At 69.5% G+C, this 19,504-nt stretch carries 12 protein-coding genes and 1 pseudogene; 6 read left to right on the top strand and 7 right to left on the bottom strand.

The window, feature by feature from the left end; translation table 11 throughout:
- Positions 1-145 precede the first annotated feature (145 nt).
- Entirely contained in the window at positions 146-1,939 is a 1,794-nt protein-coding gene (locus tag HAV18_RS17465) for a winged helix-turn-helix domain-containing protein (RefSeq protein ID WP_166957980.1), read from the bottom strand.
- A 506-nt stretch (positions 1,940-2,445) separates the two neighbouring features.
- Between HAV18_RS17465 and HAV18_RS17460 the strand changes: the two genes are divergently transcribed.
- Positions 2,446-3,087, top strand: a complete 642-nt coding sequence (locus HAV18_RS17460) for a phosphohydrolase (protein ID WP_166957978.1) — start codon at positions 2,446-2,448, stop codon at positions 3,085-3,087.
- Positions 3,088-3,134: 47 nt separating this feature from the next.
- Here the strand turns inward: HAV18_RS17460 and HAV18_RS17455 are convergent.
- Together HAV18_RS17455 and HAV18_RS17450 are read right to left on the bottom strand one after the other, a co-directional pair.
- Positions 3,135-3,955 (bottom strand): annotated as a pseudogene (locus HAV18_RS17455) (alpha/beta fold hydrolase).
- A gap of 70 nt (positions 3,956-4,025) precedes the next feature.
- Positions 4,026-4,451: a DUF3331 domain-containing protein gene (locus HAV18_RS17450; protein ID WP_166957976.1), complete on the bottom strand. Its 426-nt coding sequence runs from the start codon at positions 4,449-4,451 to the stop codon at positions 4,026-4,028.
- A gap of 557 nt (positions 4,452-5,008) precedes the next feature.
- Here HAV18_RS17450 and HAV18_RS17445 point away from each other — a divergent pair.
- Positions 5,009-5,830, top strand: a complete 822-nt coding sequence (locus HAV18_RS17445; RefSeq protein ID WP_208102005.1) for an alpha/beta fold hydrolase — start codon at positions 5,009-5,011, stop codon at positions 5,828-5,830.
- 145 nt (positions 5,831-5,975) lie between these two features.
- On the opposite strand, the gene HAV18_RS17440 is transcribed toward HAV18_RS17445, so the two are convergent.
- Entirely contained in the window at positions 5,976-7,556 is a 1,581-nt protein-coding gene (locus HAV18_RS17440; RefSeq protein WP_166957972.1) for an MFS transporter, read from the bottom strand.
- An 83-nt stretch (positions 7,557-7,639) separates the two neighbouring features.
- Here HAV18_RS17440 and HAV18_RS17435 point away from each other — a divergent pair, with 83 nt between their 5' ends.
- From HAV18_RS17435 to HAV18_RS17425, 3 genes are all read left to right on the top strand, one after another.
- On the top strand, positions 7,640-8,677 hold the full coding sequence (locus tag HAV18_RS17435) for an HlyD family secretion protein (RefSeq protein WP_166957970.1): 1,038 nt from the start codon (positions 7,640-7,642) through the stop codon (positions 8,675-8,677).
- The gene (locus HAV18_RS17430) at positions 8,674-10,098 is read left to right on the top strand and encodes an efflux transporter outer membrane subunit (RefSeq protein ID WP_166957968.1); all 1,425 of its coding nucleotides are present in this window, start codon (positions 8,674-8,676) and stop codon (positions 10,096-10,098) included. Before HAV18_RS17435 ends, HAV18_RS17430 begins: the two co-directional genes overlap by 4 nt.
- Before the next feature lie 165 nt (positions 10,099-10,263).
- Entirely contained in the window at positions 10,264-11,235 is a 972-nt protein-coding gene (locus HAV18_RS17425; RefSeq protein WP_166957966.1) for a LysR family transcriptional regulator, read from the top strand.
- Between the two features lie 115 nt (positions 11,236-11,350).
- Here the strand turns inward: HAV18_RS17425 and HAV18_RS17420 are convergent, their stop codons facing one another.
- The 3 genes from HAV18_RS17420 to HAV18_RS17410 all read right to left on the bottom strand — a co-directional run bounded on the left by HAV18_RS17420 (position 11,351) and on the right by HAV18_RS17410 (position 14,061).
- Positions 11,351-12,004, bottom strand: a complete 654-nt coding sequence (locus HAV18_RS17420; protein ID WP_166957964.1) for a response regulator transcription factor — start codon at positions 12,002-12,004, stop codon at positions 11,351-11,353.
- A 106-nt stretch (positions 12,005-12,110) separates the two neighbouring features.
- Positions 12,111-12,482, bottom strand: a complete 372-nt coding sequence (locus HAV18_RS17415; protein ID WP_166957962.1) for a response regulator transcription factor — start codon at positions 12,480-12,482, stop codon at positions 12,111-12,113.
- Between the two features lie 94 nt (positions 12,483-12,576).
- On the bottom strand, positions 12,577-14,061 hold the full coding sequence (locus HAV18_RS17410; RefSeq protein ID WP_166957960.1) for a winged helix-turn-helix domain-containing protein: 1,485 nt from the start codon (positions 14,059-14,061) through the stop codon (positions 12,577-12,579).
- 112 nt (positions 14,062-14,173) lie between these two features.
- On the opposite strand from HAV18_RS17410, the gene HAV18_RS17405 reads away from it, so the two are divergent.
- Positions 14,174-19,498 (top strand): ATP-binding sensor histidine kinase, encoded by a 5,325-nt coding sequence (locus HAV18_RS17405; protein ID WP_166957958.1) that lies wholly within the window; start codon positions 14,174-14,176, stop codon positions 19,496-19,498.
- Positions 19,499-19,504 lie beyond the last annotated feature (6 nt).

Here is a 19,504-nt window from a genome sequence, read left to right as displayed (position 1 = left end):
GACCGCGGTACGCTGCCGCGCGAGCCGATTGCCTGCCCGCACGCACGCGCATCGCCGACGGTCTGCGTGCGTCCAATGTAGACGCACCGGCCGGCCCGGTCCTGTGTTCAGCCTGAAACGTTCTGAAGGCGCGCTGGCCGCGCGGCTAGGATTCGCGCGGCGGCAACTCGCTCTCGCCCGTGTCGAACCCGAGCGCGTGCACTTCGGACCATGCGTCGTGCACGACCTGGGTCGACCCGGCGGTATGGGCGAGCGCGGCCGCATACGCGGCCAGCAGACGCACGCGCGCATCGTCGCGCGAGTGCGCCTCATCGACGCCGCGCATCGAATCGAGCGCCGCGTGGGCTCGCTCGCGACACTCGTCCACCAGCGACAGGTCGAACAGGCACGGCACCGCCACGGCCGCCAGCGCGATGCCGACCTCCGCATCGCCGTTCGGCGAAAACGCCCAGTCGAGCGCCGCGCGCAGGTTGCCGAGCTCGCGCCGGACAACGTCGAGCCGCGATTCGGCGCGCGGGCCGCCGTCGTCTGCCGGCGCGAGCCGGAACAACGCGTGGAAGTAGTTCGCATGGGCACGGGCGGCAGCCGCGCATTCGCCGTTGTTCTCGAGCTGCTGCAGCGCGTACGCACGCGTGGTCGTCAGCAGCCGGTAGCGCGGCGCGCCGTGCGCGCTTTCGAGACTCAGCAGCGACTTCGACACGAGGCCGGCGATCGTGTCGAGCAGGTCCGCATCGGCCAGCCGCGTGGTTCCGACGATCTCCCGCACCGCGTCGATCGAGAAGGTGCCGCGGAATACGCCGAGCCATCGCAACAGCAGGCGCTCCGCCTCCCCGAGCAGCCGGTAGCTCCAGTCGTACATCGCCTGCAGCGTCTGATGACGCGGCAACGCCGTGCGGAACCCGCCGGTCAGCAACCGGAAATGGTCGTCCAGATGCGCGGCCAGCACGTCGATGCCGAGCACGGCCGCGCGGGCCGCGGCCAGTTCGATCGCGAGCGGCAGACCGTCGAGGCGCCGGCACACCGACGCCATCAGCGACACGCTGCGTTCGTCGAGCGGGAAGCGCGGATCGGCGGCCTGCGCGCGCGCCGAGAACAGCTGCACCGCGCTCGCGTCCAGCGTTTCGGCATCGTCGGCGCCTTCGCCCGGCACGTCGAGCGGCGGGATCGGACACAGCCGTTCGCCCTGGATACGCAGCGCCTCGCGGCTGGTCGCGAGGACGCACAAGCCGGCGTCGGATTCGGTCAGCGCGCTTGCGATCCGCGCGGCCGCGTCGAGCAGATGCTCGCAATTGTCGAGCACCAGCAACATCCGGCGGTCCGCGACGCTGGCCAGTACCGCTTCGAGCGTCAGCGATCCGGCGGGTTGCGCGATGCCGAACGCCGCCGCCAGCGCGTCGGGCACGAATTGCGGACAAGCGACCGTGGCCAGCGACACGAACGCGGCGCCATCCGGAAAACGCGCTTCGGCGCGCATGGCTGCTTCGAGCGCGACCCGCGTCTTGCCGATGCCGCCCGCCCCGACCAGCGTCACGACACGCGCGGTGTCGAGCGCCGCCAGCACCTCGGCGACGGTCTGCTCGCGGCCGACGAGCACGGTCGGCGCGGCCGTCAGCCGCGATGTCGTCGCACGCGCGGGGGCCGCGACGTCGGCCTGGCCACCGACCAGCCGATAACCGCGCCCCGGCACCGTGACGATCAGGTTGCGATCGTCGGCAAGCGCCTTGCGCAACGCGGCGACATGCACCTGCAGGTTGTTTTCCTCCACGACCGTGTGCGGCCACACGCGCTGCATGATCTCGTCTTTCGAGACCAGTGCGCCGTTCGCGCGAATCAGGAGTTCGAGAATTTCGAATGCGCGACTGCCGATGCGCAGCAGTTTGCCGTTCGAGCGAATTTCACGCCTGTCAAGAAATACGTGTAGCGTTCCAATCCGGATCATGAGAATTTTCAATCGATTGCGTGCATCGATGCCCTGTCAAAAGTGACATCGATTTGACGCCAATGCTACGGCATTTGCCTGTCGCGATGATTCAAATAATCAGAATCTACTGAGCAAATTTTTTGAATCGACGAAAACCACGATTTTCCCGGCGCCTCCGCACACGTGCACCGCAACCCGCCTAGCGCGGCGCGGCCTGCCGCATTCACAACACGCGAACCAGTGATTCATCCATGAACCTGTTTCGTAGGATAAAACGCGTGATTTGCCGGAATTAATTCTCCGACTCGTTAATTGGAAAAACGGTACGCGTGATTTGCCGATAAATTAGCAGGTAAAAAAGACGTGCAAGACGCGGTGAAACCGATTCCGCGCGCGACGGCCGGTCGGATTTTCCGTTCATAACGATTCAGGCGCCGCTCAGGACATTCAGCGGCGCGGCGCGCGACGATGGATCGATGGCGCGGGCGTCAAGCGACTGCCGTCACGCCGCGAGGAAAACGACCATGGGCAACCGTATCGCCGGCATCAGCATTCCCGACGGCCCGCTCGCACGGGAAGCCGCCGACACCGTGCGCGCGTGCGAACCGGAACTGCTGTTCCGGCACGCGATGCGCGTGTTCGTATTTGCATCGATCATCGGGCTGCATCGTGCCATCGCGTTCGACGCCGAACTGCTGTACGTCGCCGCGCTGTTTCATCACTTCGGTTTGACGGAGCGCTACCGGCATTCGCGCCGGCGCTTCGAGATCGACGGCGCGAATGCGGCGCACGCATTCGTCGGAGGATACGGCGTCGCCGCCGACGATGCGGCGGAGGTCTGGCGCGCGATCGCGCTGCATACGGCGTTCGGAATCCATCCGTACATGACGCCGTTGACGACGTTGCTCGGCGCCGGCGTCGAGACCGATCTCTTCGCACATCACTTCGACGAGGTAAGCCTGTCCGAACGCGACGCGATCCTGCGCGCATGGCCACGCGGCCCGGGCTTCAAGGAGCTGTTTCTCGAGGCGCTCGCCGCGGGCACCGCCCATCGCCCCGCTACCGCGTTCGGCAACGTGTGCGCCGATGTGCTCGAGCGTTGCGACCCGGACTATCGTCGGACAAATTTCTGCGGGTTGGTACTCGGATCGAAATGGGCGGAGTGAGCCGGCCGCCCGGCCACGTCACTGCCGCCTCTGCCGCCACTGCCGCATCATGCGCGTGCGAACGCCAGCAATTCGTCGTTCAGGCGTTGCGCATGCGTCAGGTACAACGCGTGCGGGCCGCCCTCGTAGACGCTCAGTGTCGCGTAAGGCACGCGCTGCGCCGCGACGGCACCCGTGAGCGCGAGCGGCACGGTCTGGTCGTCGTCGCCGTGAATCACGAGCGTCGGCACGTCGAACTTGTCGAGATCCGCGCGGAAATCAGTTTCGGAAAACGCGCCGACGCAGTCGAGCGTCCCCTTCAACCCGGCCTGCAGCGCCATGAACGACGTCCAGTCGAGCGCGGCGCGCGAGATCGTCGAAGCGGCCCGGTTCGAGCCGGTGAACAGCGGCCAGAATTGCTCGAAGAACGCCGCGCGATCGGCCACGATGCCCGCCCGAATCGCGTCGAAGACGGCGACGTCGACACCGTCCGGATGATCGTCGCGCCGCGCGACCAGCGGCGTCACCGAGCCGATCAGCACGGCTTTCGCGATGTGGCGCGTGCCGTGCCGCCGATGTAGCGTGCCACCTCGCCGCCGCCCATCGAGAAACCGACGAGCGTCACGTCGCGCAGGCCGAGCGTTTCGATCAGCGTCGCGAGATCGTCCGCCAGCGTGTCGTAGTCGTATCCCGTCCACGGCTGGCCGGACCGGCCAAAGCCGCGCCGGTCGTAGGCGATGCAGCGCAGGCCGTTCGACGCGAGATGATGCATCTGGACGTCCCACATATCCGCGTTCAGCGGCCAGCCGTGAATGAACACGACCGGGCGACCGGCGCCCCAGTCCTTGTAGTGAATCGAAACGCCGTCGCGGGTCGTGAACGTGCTCATACGGATTCCTCAGTGATAAAAAGGCAGCGCCCGCCGGCGTCGGCCGGCGGACGGGCGGCCGCGTCCCTGGTCACGACCGGGACAGCCGGCCGATGAAGCGGTCCATCTCGGACGCGAGGATCACCTCCCAGTAGTTCGCGGGACGTTTCGCTCCGCGCCATTGCGGCTTGTAGATCGCATCGCCGGTGTGAATCGTCATGCCGGTCAGCGCGCAGCGCGCGAGCGCGCGCGACTTCGCGCTGATCCAGCGCTGCTCGTCATAGCGGCAGCGCGTCGGGTCGCTCCACGACACCAGGACCGACGAATCGGTCTGCCGCTCGGCGGCGATGATCGCGCAACGGCGGCGCACGCCGCCGCTCGCCGCGGTCGATGCATCGTCGCGATGGCGGCGGCGCGCGGCGTCCGGGTCGCGCACAAGCGACGGCGCACAACGGCGTGCGGCCGGCGACGGGTCGAGCAGCGTCATCACGTGCTCCCAGCGATTGAATGCGTCCATGGCAGATCCAGGCAGGTGACGCGGGCCGGATGCCTCGCACCCGCCCGCAACGCGATCGTTATCCGCCGACGCGAACCGGCACCGGCCCGCGACGGGGTGATCTGATGCTGACGATAGCGGGCCGCCGCTGAAGAGTCTTGATTCGAGACTTAATTTTTCTGGTCGGTGCGCGCAGGCGGCATACGGCGTGCGCCGCATGGGGGTTCACGAAAATTCAGCGCATTTTCAGTACAGCCCGCAGGGCCGCGGGATAGGCTCCTGTCGGCGTTCGTTCGCGACGTTCGCGCGCCGGCCTGCGCGCGGCGTCGAACGCACGCCGGCTGCCGGCAGGATTGCCGCCTGCGGGCAGATTCGAACCCACCATCCAACGCGGCATCGTTGTACCGCACGTTCAAGGAGCCTTCATGCGTCCCGCAGATACCGACGCCGTTCCCTCGGCACGCCGCCGAGACATGCTGCTCGCCGGCGCAACCGCCGTTGCAGCCGCCGCGCTGCCGGCAGCAGCAGCAGCCGCCCCCCCCAAACACGCCGCTTCCGCCCACCAAGGAACCCATGCGATGAATACGATCACCACCAAAGACGGTACGCAGATTTACTTCAAGGACTGGGGCAGCGGCCGCCCGGTCGTGTTCTCGCACGGCTGGCCGCTGTGCGCCGACGCGTGGGACGCGCAGATGCTGTTCCTCGTGCAGCACGGCTACCGCGTGATCGCGCACGATCGCCGCGGTCACGGCCGCTCGAGCCAGCCGTCGCAGGGCAACGACATGGACACGTATGCCGACGATCTCGCCGCGCTGATGAATGCGCTCGACCTGCACGAAGCCACGCTCGTGGGCCACTCCACTGGCGGCGGCGAAGTCGCGCACTACATCGGGCGGCACGGCACGAAGCGCGTGGCGAAGGCCGTGCTGATCGGCGCCGTGCCGCCGCAGATGGTGAAATCGGCGACCAATCCCGGCGGCCTGCCGATGGACGTGTTCGACGGGATCCGCAAGAACGTCGCGGAAAACCGCTCGCAGTTCTACAAGGATCTCGCGGTGCCGTTCTTCGGCTTCAACCGGCCGGAAGCGAAGGTGTCGCAAGGCACGATCGACGCGTTCTGGGCGCAAGGCATGATGGGCGGCGCGTACGGCCAGTACCTGTGCGTGAAGGAATTCTCCGAGGTCGACTACACGGAAGACCTGAAGAAGATCGACGTGCCGACGCTGATCCTGCACGGCGACGACGACCAGATCGTGCCGATCGATGATTCGGCCCGGCTGTCCGCGAAGATCGTGACGCACGCTGAACTCAAGGTGATCCCGGGCGGCTCGCACGGCATGTGCGTCGTCAATGCCGACCGGGTCAACGCCGAACTGCTCGCGTTCCTGAAAGCGTAAGCCGCGCGGCACGGCGCGCCCGTCCGTCGTGCCGGCGCGCCGTTCAGCATTATTCAGAAATTTTCAGGTCGTCGCGATTCCGCGGCGACGCACACCGTCGCTAAGATCGTCGATGCACGCGGCACGCCGCTGCGGCGGCGGGCGCTCACTGCGTACGCGCCGGCCGGAGCAGCAAGCCGATCAACGCCCCCGCAATCGCGAACGCCATCGCGACCCGGAAGTTGTCGGCCAGCGCGAGCGTGGTCGCCTGGACGCGAACCGCCCGGTCGAGCAGCGCGTAAGTCGCCTGGTCGCCGGTCGCGAAAGTCGCACCGTGCGCGACCAGCGACGCCGCGCCGGCCCGCAAGCGCTCCAGCGTTTGCGGATCCGACAGCGTGACATGCAGACCGACGAGATTCGAATGGGTAGCCTCCATGATGCGCTGGATCACCGCAATCGACGTCGTGCCGAGCTGCCCGCTCAGCAGGCGCGTCGTCTGCACGACCGCGCCGAACGTCAGCGCGTGCTCGGCCGTCACGTGCTTGCCGAAAAAGAAGATGACCGACGTGAGCGCCATCGTCTGGCCCAGCGCCTGCAGCAGTTGCGACGGGATGAAATCGGGTTCGGCCCACACGGGCGTGAGGCGCGCGCCGAGTGCGAACGCGAACGCCACCATCACGAAGCCGGCGACGATCAGGCGGCGCGGATCGACGCGTTGCAGCAGCCACGCGACGCACGGTGCGAACAGCAGTTGCGGAATCGCGATCCAGCGCAGCGTGTCGCCGATCTGCAGCGGGCGCAGCCCGTAGGTGCTCGCGAGAAACGCCGACGGAATGAAGCTCGTGTTGAGCACGGTGAAGCGCACGAGGCCGACCAGCACGATCAGCCACGCGACGTTGGGCAGCGCGAGGTAGCCGAGATCGAGACCCGCACTGCGCGACGCCAGCTCGTGGATCAGGAACGCGGCCACCATCACGATGCCGACACCCAGCAGCGTGACGATCAGCGGCGACTGGAACCAGAACAGCCGCTCGCCCTGGTCGAGCGCGATGCACAGGCACGCGAAGCCGCCGGCGCCGAGCAGCATGCCGCGCGTGTCGATACCGGACGCGAAGCGCTTGATCGGTTCGGTCGACAGCGACAGCATCAGGCACACGATGAACGGCACGGTCAGCAGCGCGTTCTGCCAGAACAGCCAGCGCCAGCTCAGGTGTTCGCTGTACCACCCTTCGAGCGTCGCCGACAGGTTCAGCGACATCTCGAGGTTCATCGCGTACGCGGCGATGCCGAACGGGATGAGCCGCGGCGGCAGCGTGCGGACGACGAACCCGACGGTCAGCGGCACGAACACGCCGGACGCGAAACCCGCCACGCTCTGGAACACGATGAACGTGCCGAAGTTCGTGCACAGCGGCAGCACGCTTTCGACGACCAGGAACACCGCGGCACCCGCCAGCAGCACGCGGCGCGTGCCGAACACGAAGGCCGCCGCGATCGCGAGCGGCCCGACGAACATCTGCGATGCGGTGAACGCGGTGTTGATCCACGCGCCCTCGTCGAAGCCGACGCCGAGTGCGCCGCGTACGTCGGCGAGCCCGAGCGACGTGATGCGCGACGTCAGCGTCGAGATGATCGCGCCGAGCAGCACGGCCGCGATCGCGGCGATCGAACGAAACGTCGGTATGTCGGCGGCCGGCGCGGCCGCCGGCCCCGGTGTCGCGCCACCAGGGGCGAACGTGGTGTTCATCGTCGTGCGGCTCCCGCATTTGAGGCTCGCGCAAGCATAGCGCGATGTGAAGAACCCTGTCCGTACGATGGAGTCACCCGATCGTGAGCACGAACCCGCCGAATGCGTCGAACCCGCCGCCCGCCTCCCCTCCGCGCGCGCGCCGGTGGCCGATCGTCCTGGTCGCCGCAGCCGCGCTGCTGCTCGTCGCGCTGCTGGTCTACGAATTCGATGCGCACGAGCGCGGCACCGACGACGCGTACGTGACGGGCCACCTGCACGTGATCTCGCCGCGCGTGGCCGGCACGGTCGAGCGCGTGCTGGTGAACGACAACCAGCTCGTGCATGCGGGCGACCCGCTCGTGCGGCTCGACCCGCGCGATTTCGACGTGCGCGTCGCACTGCAGCGCGCACGCGTCGCGCAGGCGCGCGCCGATGCGATGCGCACGAAGGCGCAGGTCGAGCAGGCCGACGCGACGCTCGTGTCCGCGCATGCCGACGCCGAGAAGGCCGAACTCGACTACGCACGGGCGCGCGAACTGACCCGCGAAACGCCGCGCGGGCTCTCGCAGCAGGAATTCGACGCGGCCAACGCGGCGCGCAAATCCGCGCGTGCGCGCATCGACGCGGCGCAAGCGCAGCAGCGCAGCGCGCAGGCCGCGTGGCAGGCGGCCGACGCAGTGTCGCACCAGAGCGACGCCGACTTGCGCGACGCGGAGCTGCAACTGCAGTACACGACCGTCGTCGCGCCATCGGACGGCCGCGTCGGCAAGAAGACCGTCGAGACCGGCGAGCACGTCGCGCCCGGCCAGGCGCTGCTGACGCTGGTCGAGCCGCACCCGTGGGTCGTCGCGAACTTCCGCGAAACGCAGCTCGAGCACGTGCGCGCCGGCGACGCCGTGCGCCTGCGTTTCGACGCGCTGCCGGACCTGACCTTCAGCGGGCACGTCGACAGCCTGTCGCCCGCGACCGGCGGGCAGTTTGCGCTGTTGCCGCCCGACAACGCGACCGGCAACTTCACGAAGGTCACGCAGCGGGTGCCGGTCAAGATCCTGCTCGACGGGCAGGCGTCGACCGAGCCGCGCATCCGGCCCGGCCTGTCGGTCGTCGTCACGCTGCAACCCGGCCGCGAGCAGCCATGAGCCGCCTCGTCGCGCTGCTCGCCGCCGGCCTGCTGGGCGCCTGCACGATCGCGCCGCAGCCGCTCGCGCCCGTCCCGGTCGGCACCGACCGGTTCCGTCATGCGGATGCACCCGGCGAACCGGCCCCGTCGCTCGCCGGGTGGCCCGCGTCGTTCGGCGATGCGCCGCTCGTCGCGCTCGTTGACGCGGCGCTCGCCGGCAATGACGACATCCGCGCAGCCGCCGCGCGCGTCGACCAGGCGCAGGCGCTGCTCGGCGTGCGCGAAGCCGCGCTGTCGCCCACCGTCGGCGTCGATCCGTCGTTCAACCGCTCGCGCGTGTCCGGCACGGTCGACAACGCACTGCCGAAGCGCATGATGCACAACTGGTCGGTGCCGTTCAACGCGAGCTACGAAGTCGATCTGTGGGGCCGCCTGCGCGGCGACGCGGAGATCGGCAGGCAGAACGTGCTGCAGGCCGACGCCGATCGCGCGGCCGTGCGGCTGCGCGTCGCGACCGAGGTCGCGAGCGACTACCTGACGCTGCATTTCGTCGAGGAGGATCTGGCGACGCTCGCCCGCGCGATCGAGCTGCGCCGCACCGCGCTCGACGTGATCGCCGCGCGCGTGCGGGCCGGCGCGGCAAGCGACCTCGACGCGCTGCGCGCGGCGGCCGATCTCGACACCGCGCGCGCCGATCTCGCGGACAGCCGGCGGCTGCGCGAAAACCTCGTCGACGCGCTCGCGGTGCTCACCGGCGTGTCGCCGACCGGCTTCGCGGTCGCGCCGACCGCCGCCGCGATTCGCGTGCCGGCGGTGCCGCCCGGCCTGCCGTCCGCGCTGCTTGCGCAACGGCCGGACGTCTATGCGGCAGCGCGGCGTGTCGATGCGGCATCACTCGAAACGGGCGTGGCCCGCACCGCGTGGCTGCCGACGCTGACGCTCACGGCCCAGGGCGGGTTCGCGAGCCGCGACCTCGGTTCGTTTCTCGACCGCAACAGCTCGCTGTGGGGCCTCGGGGCGAGCGTGGCCGAAACGCTGTTCGACGGCGGCAAGCGCGACGCGGCGGTCGCCGCCGCGACGGCCGGCACGGCACTCGCCGATGCGAACTATCGCGCGACCGCGCTGGGCGCGCTGCGCGAGGTGCAGGACGCGCTCAACGACATCGCCGCGCAGAACGAGCGGATCGTGCGCTACGACAGCGCGGCGCGCTCGACCGAAGCAGCGGCGCGGCTGTCGCTGAGCCGCTACGCGCACGGCTATGTCAGCTATCTCGAGGTCATCGACGCGGACCGCGATGCATTGAACGCGCAACGCCAACTGATCCACAGCCGCCAGGCGCTCGCGATCGCGACGGTCGCCCTGGTGCGCGCGCTGGGCGGCGGATGGACACCGCCAGCCGCCGCGCCGGAAAACGGTGCGCAACGCGCCAACCGGCTCTGAAAAAACCGCAATGCGCGGACGTGCCGGCCGTTCATTCGTTCGTTCGTTCGGATAGCCTCACGAATCTTAAATTCGCTTTTAAGCTTACCTAACGTTTTTTGAGTTGCCCGGCGCCGGTTCGCTGCCTACATTGAGCGTATCGAATTCACCGAAGCGGGACCCGTCATGGATCGCCTGAAAACGCTCGAGATACTCAAGACGGTTGCCGAGCACGGCAGCTTCACGAAAGCCGCCGAACTTCACGGGCTCGGCGTCCCCTGCATCAGCCGCTCGATCCAGTGCCTCGAAACGTCGCTCGGCGTGCTGCTGTTTCACCGCACGACGCGCAAGGTGACGCTGACGCGCGTCGGCCACGACGTGCTCGAACAGGCGCTCGCGTTGCTGGAGCAATACGAGCATTTTTCCGTCTGCTGTCACGCCAATGCAAGCGAGATGCAGGGCGAGATCTCGATCGAGGCGTCGAACCTGTTCGGCGCCGACCGGCTGGTGCCGGTGCTCGCCGATTTCAACCGGCAATACCCGCTCGTGCGGATCCGGGTCGACTGGGCCGATCATCCGAGCGCGGCGCTGAACGGCGCAGCGGACCTGTCGATCGTCACCGAACGCACGTCGAGCCTCACGTGCATCGAGCGGCGTCTCGGGCGCATCCCGATGGGCCTTTACGCGAGCCCGCGGTATCGCGCTGCAAGCGGCGCGGCGCTCACGCCGCAGGCGCTCGAACGCATGGACCCGCACGGCGGCAAGACGGGCACCGCCGGTTCGGCATGGCCGCTGCGGCACCGGCACAGCGGCGCGATCGCCGAGATCCGTCTCGCCGGCGCGATCAGCTCGAACTGCCTCGACACGCTGATTCTCGCGACGGCTCGCGGCACCGGTTTCGCGGTGCTGCCCGAGCATGTTGCGCGGCCGCTCGAGCGCGACGGCGCACTCGTTCGCCTGCTGCCCGACTGGCAGGTCGGCGATCTCGATGCATCGCTGCTCTATCACTCGCGCCGCAACCTGCCCGCGCGCATTCGCGCGCTCGCCGAACATCTCGTCGCCGCGTTCGACGGCACGCCCGCCGCGCGGCCGGCCGCGCAACCCGACGTGCGCGCTGTCACGCACGCCGCGGATGCCGACAGCACGGTGGCCGCATGAGCGCCGTCGTCCGCGTCATCGCGGCGCGGCCCGCCACGTCGAGGTCCGCGTCATCGCGGCACGGCCCGCCGCGTCGAGGCCCGCGCCGTTGCGCCGCACGGCCGGGCCGGTGCGGTCAGTCGCGCGCGCCGGCCGGGCGCACGCCCAGCGCATCGGCCTGCCGCACGAGATCCGGCAGCGTGCGCACCTGCATCTTCTTCATCACCTGTGCCCGATGCACCTTCACCGTGATTTCCTGAAGGCCGAGATTCGCGGCGATCTGCTTGTTCATCAGGCCCGCGACCACCTGGCTCATCACTTCGCGCTCCCGCGGCGTCAACGACGCATAGGCGCCGCGCACCGTGTGCAGCGTGCGGTCGCGCTCCAGCGCGCGGCCGACGGCATCGAGCATCGCGTCGTCGTCGAACGGCTTCGTGAGGAAATCGAGCGCGCCGCCCTTCATCGCCTTGACCGTCGTGGCCACGTCGCCATAACCCGTCATGAACAGGATCGGCACGTTCAGGCCCGCGCGCACCGCCGCCTCCTGGACGGCCAGCCCGCTCTCGTCGGCAAGCCGCACGTCGAGGATCAGGCAGCTCGGCACATCGGGCCGCTCGAACGCGAGAAACGCGCGCGACGACGCGAAGGTCTCCACGCGAAATCCCGCCGAACGCAACAGCGCGCTCAACGCGCGCCGCAGCGTTTCGTCGTCGTCGACCACATAGACGATCGGCGCGGCGTCTCCCGCGCCTCCGTGGCCGATCGACATCATGTCCGGCGTACTCGCCATTGCATTCCCTGTGTAGGCATCCGCTTCATTATCGAATGATAAACTAACCCGAAGCCGGGCGGAACCGCCGCACGGTGGACGGCGCGGCCGGTCGGCGGGACGCCGTTCATGCGGGCGGCGCGCCGGATGCGACCCGGTCGATCAGGTTGATCATGTCGTCCGACGGAAACGGCTTGCGCAGGAACGCGATCGCGCCTTGCGCCAGCGCGCGGCGGATCGATTCGTCGTCGCCGTGCGCCGACATGAAGATGACCGGCAGCGTCGCCTTGCGCTGAATCAGCAGGCGCTGGACGTCGAGCCCGCTCATCCCTTTCATCTTCAGGTCGACCAGCACGCAAGCCGCGTCGTCCAGCGCATCGGCAGCCAGGAAGTCCTCGCCCGACGCAAACGGCAATGCGGTATGGCCAGCCGATTTCAGCAGGCTGGCAAGACTCTTACGGACCGACGCATCGTCATCGATGATGCAAACAATGGCCATGAAATGAGAACCTGAAAATTTTGTCAATCCAGTACATCGCGATGCAATGCGGGGCTGCACCGACAGGCGTTACCCCGTCGCCGGGATCAGTGCGTCATGCCCACGGCCCTGCCGCCAGCAGCGGCTGGGCGGACGCGGCCGGCGCCGGCGGACGCGTATCCGTGTGTTCGTCGTCGGCGAAGGACTCACACCGCGCATGCACGCGGCCCGCCTCCCCCGACTCCGTCAGCTTCTCGAGCGCATACGCGCGCACGACCTCGAGCAGCGAATAACGCTTCGACAGCCCGACCGAATGAACGACCAGCAACGATTTCGACGCGAGACTGACCAGGCAGTCGAGCACCCGCGCGGCGCCCAGTTCGTCGCACGCGGCGAGCGCGCACGCCGCGTCGAGCCGGAACGCATCCGGAAACACCGCGAGGCGGCACAGCACGGTGCGCTCCGCATCGCCGAGCAGCCGGTAGCTCCACTCGATGGTGGCCCGCAGCGTCTGCTGGCGCGGATGGGCGGTCCGCAGGCCGCCGGACAACGACAGCACCGACTTGTCGAGATCGGCGGCCAGCCCCTGGATCCCGAGCAGCGCGACGCGTGCCGCGCCGAGTTCGAGCGCGAGCGGCAGGCCGCTCAGGCGGCGGCAGATGGTCGCGATCGCATCCAGCGTCTTCCCTTCGGTGGGCACGTCGGTGCCCATCGCGCGCGCCCGTGCCAGGAACATGCGGACGGCCCCGCACGCGACGATCTCGCCTTCGGTCGCGCCGGCCGGCGGCACGGGCAGCGGCCCGACGCGATACACGCGCTCGCCGGCAACCCGCAGCGGCTCGCGGCTGGTCACGACGAGGATCGCGTCGGGATTCTCGTCGGCGATCGCTTCGCACAGGTCCGCCAGTTCGCCGACATGCTGCTCGGCGTTGTCGAACACCAGCATCACGCACTGCCCGGCGATCGCGCGCACGACGTCCGCCGGCCCGGCGGCCGGGCCGCCCGGCAGGCCGAGCGCGTCCAGCACCGCGGACTCCAGCGTCGCGCCGCCCTGCCAGCCGGCCAGGTCGATCCGGATCATCTCGATACCGCGGACGGCCGACCACGCGGCGGCAACCTCCAGCGCGAGATGCGTCTTGCCGACGCCGCCGGGGCCGACCAGCGTGACGAACGCCTCGTGTTCGAGCAGCGCGTGCAGCTCGGCCGCTTCCTGCTCGCGGCCGATCAGCGGACATTTGCGCGGTGCGGCACCCGCGCGGGCGCCGCGCACCGGCTCGAGCGCGTCCGGCAGGCGCCCGCCATGGGCCGCGTCGGCCGGCGGCGCGAGCCGGTAGCCGCGGCCCGACTCGGTCCGGATCCAGCCGTGCTTGCCGCCGAACAGCTTGCGCAGCGTCGAGATGTGCACCTGGATGTTGTTCTCGACGACGATCGTGTTCGGCCACACGGCCTCCATGATCTCGTCCTTCGACACGAGCCTGCCGGCCGCCTTGACCAGCAGCTCGAGAATCTCGAATGCCCGGGCGCCGATATACCGGGGCTGCCCGTCGACGCAGACTTCGCGGCACTCAAGGGAAACCGTCACCCGCCCGAACGTATACATGATCCGCACTCGCCTTATGCTGCTCCGCATCGTGCGCCGCCCCGCGAGGCGGCACCCCCTGTTCCGCCCGTCCGGCCGCATCGATGCGGGCCGGCAGGCATGAACCTATCGTATGGCGTGGCGCGCGCGCCGGCCATTATCTATTGGTTTAGTCGGCCCCCGTGCGGCCCGCGCGCCGGGAATCGCGGGAGGGGGTCCTGCAGATTTCCGCAGGCTGTCGGACAATGCACGGGCACGCCTCGCGCGCGATCGAGCCCGGCCGCTGCCCGTCGACACGCCGTTTTTTCTCCGTTCCACTCAGCCTGCCCTGATCGTGAACCCACCCTTGCATAACTCCGACGACACGAAGCGAATGGATGCCGACTGGCTGGCGCGTGCCCGTCTGTCGAATGCGGTCCGCGCGGACGACGTGCTGTGTTTCGACCTGACCGATGCCGAAACCGGGCGCGTGTGGTCCGCGTGTCGGACCGGCTGGGAATCCGACCGGCGCTGCCGGCAATTCGAGCGCGAGTACGCATTGAACGGCGTGCTGGACCCTGTATGGGCACTGCTGCCGGTCGCGCTGATCCGCGCGGCGGACGGCCCGGTGCTCGTCTATCCGCGCGTCGACGGCGAGGCGTTCGACACGCTCGCGGACGGGCGGCTGCCGCTCGACGCCTTCCTCGACACGGCGATCCAGGCGGTGCGCACGCTCGGTGCGCTGCATCGGCGCGGCTGGCTGCACGGCGACCTGCAACCGGCCAGTTTCGTCGCCGCACCCGACGGCACGGTCATGCTTCGCTCGTTCGCGCATGCGCAAAATCGTCGGACGGAACACGCCGCGGCGAATCCGCTGCGCGCGGAATTCGCCGCGTACGCGGCCCCCGAAGTCTCGGAGGGCGCGTGCATCGACGAGCGCTCCGACCTGTACGCGCTCGGCATCACGCTGTTCCGGCTGCTGACGGGTGCGCTGCCGTACAAGGCCGCGTCGACGTCCGAATGGGTGCACGCGCACGTCGCGATGCAGCCGTCGCCTGCCACGAGCGTGCGCGACGACCTGCCCGCGATCCTGAGCGACCTGCTGCTGAAACTGATCGCGAAGGAGCCCGCTGAACGCTACCCGTCCTGCGACGCGGTACAGCACGATCTCGAACGTATCCGGCGCGACCGGCAGGCCGCCGGCCGGGTCGAGCCGTTCGCGCTCGGCGGCAGCGATCCGCTCGCCGGTTTGCGCACGCCCGACCGGCTGGTCGGGCGGGAAGCCGAATCCCGCCGGCTCGCGGCCGCGCTCGCCGCGGTCCTGCAAACCGGCGAGACGGCCATCGTCCTGATCGACGGGCCGGCCGGTGTCGGCAAGACCGCGCTGGCCGAGGATTTCATGCGCGCGGCGCGCGCGGCATCGCCCACGGCCTGGCGCACGTCGGCGAAGATCGACCGGTTCCAGCCCGCCCGGCCCTACGCGCCGGTGCTGCAGGCGCTGCGCGCGCTGTTCGGCAGCGCGCTCGCCAGGCGCGACGACGAAATCGCCGCGATCGTCGCGCGGCTGCGCGCAAGCGTCGGCCATCAGGCCAGCCTGTTGTCCGGCCTCTTTCCGGAGATCGCGTGGCTACTCGATGTCGAGCCCGTCGCGTTCGGCCATACCGATGCCATTCCGGAATTTCACCTGTGTCGGATCGTCGTGAATGCGTTCCGCGCATTCGCGACGCCAGTCGAGCCGCTGGTGATGGCGCTCGACGACATCCAGTGGGCCGACGACGCGACGCTCGCGTTTCTCGCGTCGATCGCGCTCGATCCGCCGGCCCACGTCTGCATCGTCGCCGGTTATCGCAGCGGATCGCAGCTCGACCAGCCGCCGGCGTTCCGCCGCTTCCTGCAGCAGCTCGATCCCGCCCGCGTGTCGGCGCTGACGCTGGCGCCGCTCGACGCGCCCGGCGTCACCCACATGCTGGCCGGCCTGCTCGGAGAAACGCCGGACCGGCTGTCCGGGCTCGGCGACGTCGTGACCCGCCGGACCGGCGGCAATCCGTTCTACGTGCAGCAGTTCGTGCGCACGATGATCGACGAGCGGCTGCTCGCGTACGACCCGGCGCAACGGACGTGGCAGTGGCAGCCGGCCGACCTCGACGCGCACCACCTCGCCGAGAATGTCGTGAGCCTGCTCGCGGTCCGCATGCAGCGGCTGCCGCATGAATCGAGAACGCTGCTGTCGCTGCTCGCCTGCACCGGCACCGATGCCGACGCCGCGCTGTTGTGCGCCGCCGCCGGCAAGACGCGCGCCGAACTCGCGTTCTGGATGGACCCCGCGCGCAAGGCGGGCCTCGTGTCGAGCTCCGACGACCGCTGGCGTTGCGTGCACGACCGCGTCCTCGAGGCCGCTCACGCGCTCGCCGGGCGCGCAGAGCGCGCGCAATGCCACGCCCGGATCGCCACAGCGATGCTCGCGCGCACGAACGCGCGATCGACCGAAGCGCTGCTGGAACTGGCCGCCCAGATCGAGCAGGCGCACACCGCGCCGCTCGACCGCACGCTCGCGCTCGCGTTCGCGGACGCGCTGGTCGCAGCCGCGGAAGCGGCGGCCACGGTTGCCGCGCGCGATCGCGCGCTGTCGTTTCTCTCGCGTGCGCAAACGCTGCTCGGCCCGCACGCGTGGTCGCAGCACTACGGCCTCGCGAGCCGCATCGGCATGTTGCGCGGCGGCCTGCTGCTCGCGACCGGCGCGACCGCGCTGGCCTCCGCCGCGATCGACGAGCTGATGGCGCGCACGCGCACGCCGGCCGACCGCGCCGAGGCCCACCGGCTGAAGGCCGCGCAGCTTACCGTCGAGTCGCGCTACCGGCAGGCGGTCGACGTCGCGCTGCAGGGGCTCGCGCTGCTCGGCGTGACGCTGCCGGCCGAGCCGAGCGCCGCCGATCTCGCGGCGGCCTGCGACGCCGTGCGCGACGCGCTCGCCGGCCGCGCGATCGGCGATCTGGTCGAGCTGCCCGTGACGACCGACACGCGCGTCGAAGCGACGATGGCATTGCTGACCGCGCTCGAAGCGGCGATGTTTTACCCGAGCGGCGGGCTGATGCTGCTGCATTTCGCGACGATGGTCCGGCTGACGCTGCAGCACGGCGTCACCGCCGCATCGGTACAGGGGCTCGCGTGGTACGGCGTGAGCATTGCCGAGCATCACGGCGCGTATGAAGACGGCTTCGAATTCGCGAAGGTTGCGCTTGCGCTGGTCGATCGCCACGGCTTCGAGCGCTACCGCTCCGCGACGCTGATCGCGCTCGACCAGGTGAGCGTGTGGACCCGGCCGCTGTCGTACGCGCTCGACCGCGCGCGCGAAGCGAAAGCGGCCGGCAATGCGAGCGCCGAGCTGCGCTGGATGTGCTACAGCTGCAACCACATCGTCAGCGACCTGCTGTCGATGGGCGAAGCGCTGCCGGCGATTCGCGACGAGATCGATCCGTTGCTCGCGATCGCGCGCGGCGCGCGCTACGACGACATCGTCGACCTCGTGTCCACCCAGTCGGAATTCGTCGATGCGCTGCAGTTCGGCTACGACCAGCCGGTCGGCACCTGGCGCATGCGCGTGTCGACGAAAACGCCGATGTCGGTCCTGCAGTTCTGGACCGACGTGCTCGCCGGCCAGGCGGCGTTCATCTTCGGCGATGCGAGCGCGGCACGCGCGGCACTCGATGCGGCCGCGGCAAGCGCGTGGTCGACGCCCGCGCACATCATGCTGTCCGATTTCCACCTGTTCAGCGTGCTCGCCGGCATCGCGGCCGACGGCGGCGCGACGCCGCCCGAGCCGTTGCTCGAACGCTTCGCGCCGCAGCACGCGCGCTTCGTCGACTGGAGCGCGCGCAATCCGGCGACGTTCCGCAACAAGCTCGCGCTGATCGACGCCGAATTCGCACGCGTGCGCGGCGACCACGTCGTGGCGATGCAGCAGTACGAGGCGTCGGCCAGCCTTGCGGCGGAGCGCGGTTTCGTGCACGAACAGGCGCTCGCGCACGAACTGGCCGCGCGCCACGCGATGTCGCTCGGGCTCACCGGCCCCTCGCGCCATCAGTTGCGGCTCGCGCATGCGTGCTACCGGCGCTGGGGCGCGACCGGCAAGGCGCAGGCGCTGGAAGCGCAGCATGCATTCCTCGTGATGGAGCCGCCGCCGGGCGGTGCGTCCGTGCCCGCGCGCGAAGACCTCGATTTCGCGCTCGCGATGCGCGCATCCCATTCGTTATCCGAAGAAATCGTGCTGGAGCGCCTGATCCAGACGCTGATGCGCAACATGATCGTGTACGCCGGCGCCGGCTACGGCCTGCTGCTGCTCGCCCGCAACGACCGGCTGACGATCGAGGCCGCCGCGCGGATCGTCGACAGCGACGTGGTTGTCGAGATCGCCCGCAGCGAACCCACCGAACACGATGTGCCGCTGTCGATCCTGAACACCGTCGCGCGAACCCGCAAGCCGGTCGTGCTCGCGAACGCGCAGCGCGAAGGCCTGCCCGATCACGTCGACAGCCTGCACGCGCACCCCACGCGGTCGCTGTTCTGCCTGCCGCTGCTGAAACAGGGTGTGCTGATCGGCGTGCTGTATCTCGAGAACGCACTGAGCAACGGCGTGTTTTCGCCGCGCCGCATCGCGATGCTCGAAATGCTCGCGCCGCAGGCGGCCAACGCGCTGGAATCCGCGCGGCTTTATGCGGAACTGATCGACGAGAACGCGCGCCGGCTCGAAACCGAAGCCGCGTTGCGGCATGCGCGCACCGAGCTCGCGCGCACCGCGCACATGACCGTGATGGGCGAGCTGGCCGCGTCGATCGCGCACGAGATCAACCAGCCGCTGACGAGCATCGTGTCGAGCGTCGGCGCGTGCGCGCGCTGGCTGCGCGGCACGCCGCCCGATCTCGGCGAGGCGCTCGCGAGCCTCGACGACATCCGCGCGTCCGGCCTGCGCGCGGCCGACATCGTGCGCGCGCTGCGCTCGCTCGCCCGCCAGACGCCGCCCGCGCTCGCACCGCTCGCGATCGACGACCTGATCCGCGACATGCTGCGCCTCACCGCGACCGAAATCGACGCGAAGCAGGTCGCGCTGCGTGTCGACCTGCATTGCGCCGGCATCCGCGTGATGGCCGATCGCACGCAGATCCAGCCGGTGATCCTGAACCTGGTCACCAACGCGCTCGACGCGATGGACGGGCTGGCCGCGTCGCGCGAGCTCGACATCGCGTCGCAGGCCGGCAACGGCTACGCGACCGTGTCCATTGCCGACCGCGGCGCGGGCATCGATGCCGGGATCGCGAACCGGATCTTCGACCCGTTCTTCACGACGAAATCGCACGGCATGGGGATGGGGCTCGCGATCTGCCGCTCGATCGTCGAAGCGCATGGCGGCACGCTCGAAGCCGCGCCGCGCGGCGATGGCGGGTCCGTCCTGACGTTCCGGCTGCCGGTGTCGACGGCGGGCTGATGTAAC

This window comes from Burkholderia sp. D-99 (genome assembly GCF_011605345.1).
Classification (GTDB): domain Bacteria; phylum Pseudomonadota; class Gammaproteobacteria; order Burkholderiales; family Burkholderiaceae; genus Burkholderia.
Note: the sequence above shows the minus strand (reverse complement) of the source record. Positions and strands in the feature narration are given on the sequence as shown.

Bases quoted from the DNA above. Each gene is read 5' to 3' on its own strand.
- HAV18_RS17465 (WP_166957980.1), bottom strand. From the start codon at position 1,939: ATGATCCGGATTGGAACGCTACACGTATTTCTTGACAGGCGTGAAATT.
- HAV18_RS17460 (WP_166957978.1), top strand. From the start codon at position 2,446: ATGGGCAACCGTATCGCCGGCATCAGCATTCCCGACGGCCCGCTCGCA.
- HAV18_RS17450 (WP_166957976.1), bottom strand. From the start codon at position 4,451: ATGGACGCATTCAATCGCTGGGAGCACGTGATGACGCTGCTCGACCCG.
- HAV18_RS17445 (WP_208102005.1), top strand. From the start codon at position 5,009: ATGAATACGATCACCACCAAAGACGGTACGCAGATTTACTTCAAGGAC.
- HAV18_RS17440 (WP_166957972.1), bottom strand. From the start codon at position 7,556: ATGAACACCACGTTCGCCCCTGGTGGCGCGACACCGGGGCCGGCGGCC.
- HAV18_RS17430 (WP_166957968.1), top strand. From the start codon at position 8,674: ATGAGCCGCCTCGTCGCGCTGCTCGCCGCCGGCCTGCTGGGCGCCTGC.
- HAV18_RS17425 (WP_166957966.1), top strand. From the start codon at position 10,264: ATGGATCGCCTGAAAACGCTCGAGATACTCAAGACGGTTGCCGAGCAC.
- HAV18_RS17420 (WP_166957964.1), bottom strand. From the start codon at position 12,004: ATGGCGAGTACGCCGGACATGATGTCGATCGGCCACGGAGGCGCGGGA.
- HAV18_RS17415 (WP_166957962.1), bottom strand. From the start codon at position 12,482: ATGGCCATTGTTTGCATCATCGATGACGATGCGTCGGTCCGTAAGAGT.
- HAV18_RS17410 (WP_166957960.1), bottom strand. From the start codon at position 14,061: ATGTATACGTTCGGGCGGGTGACGGTTTCCCTTGAGTGCCGCGAAGTC.
- HAV18_RS17405 (WP_166957958.1), top strand. From the start codon at position 14,174: ATGGCGTGGCGCGCGCGCCGGCCATTATCTATTGGTTTAGTCGGCCCC.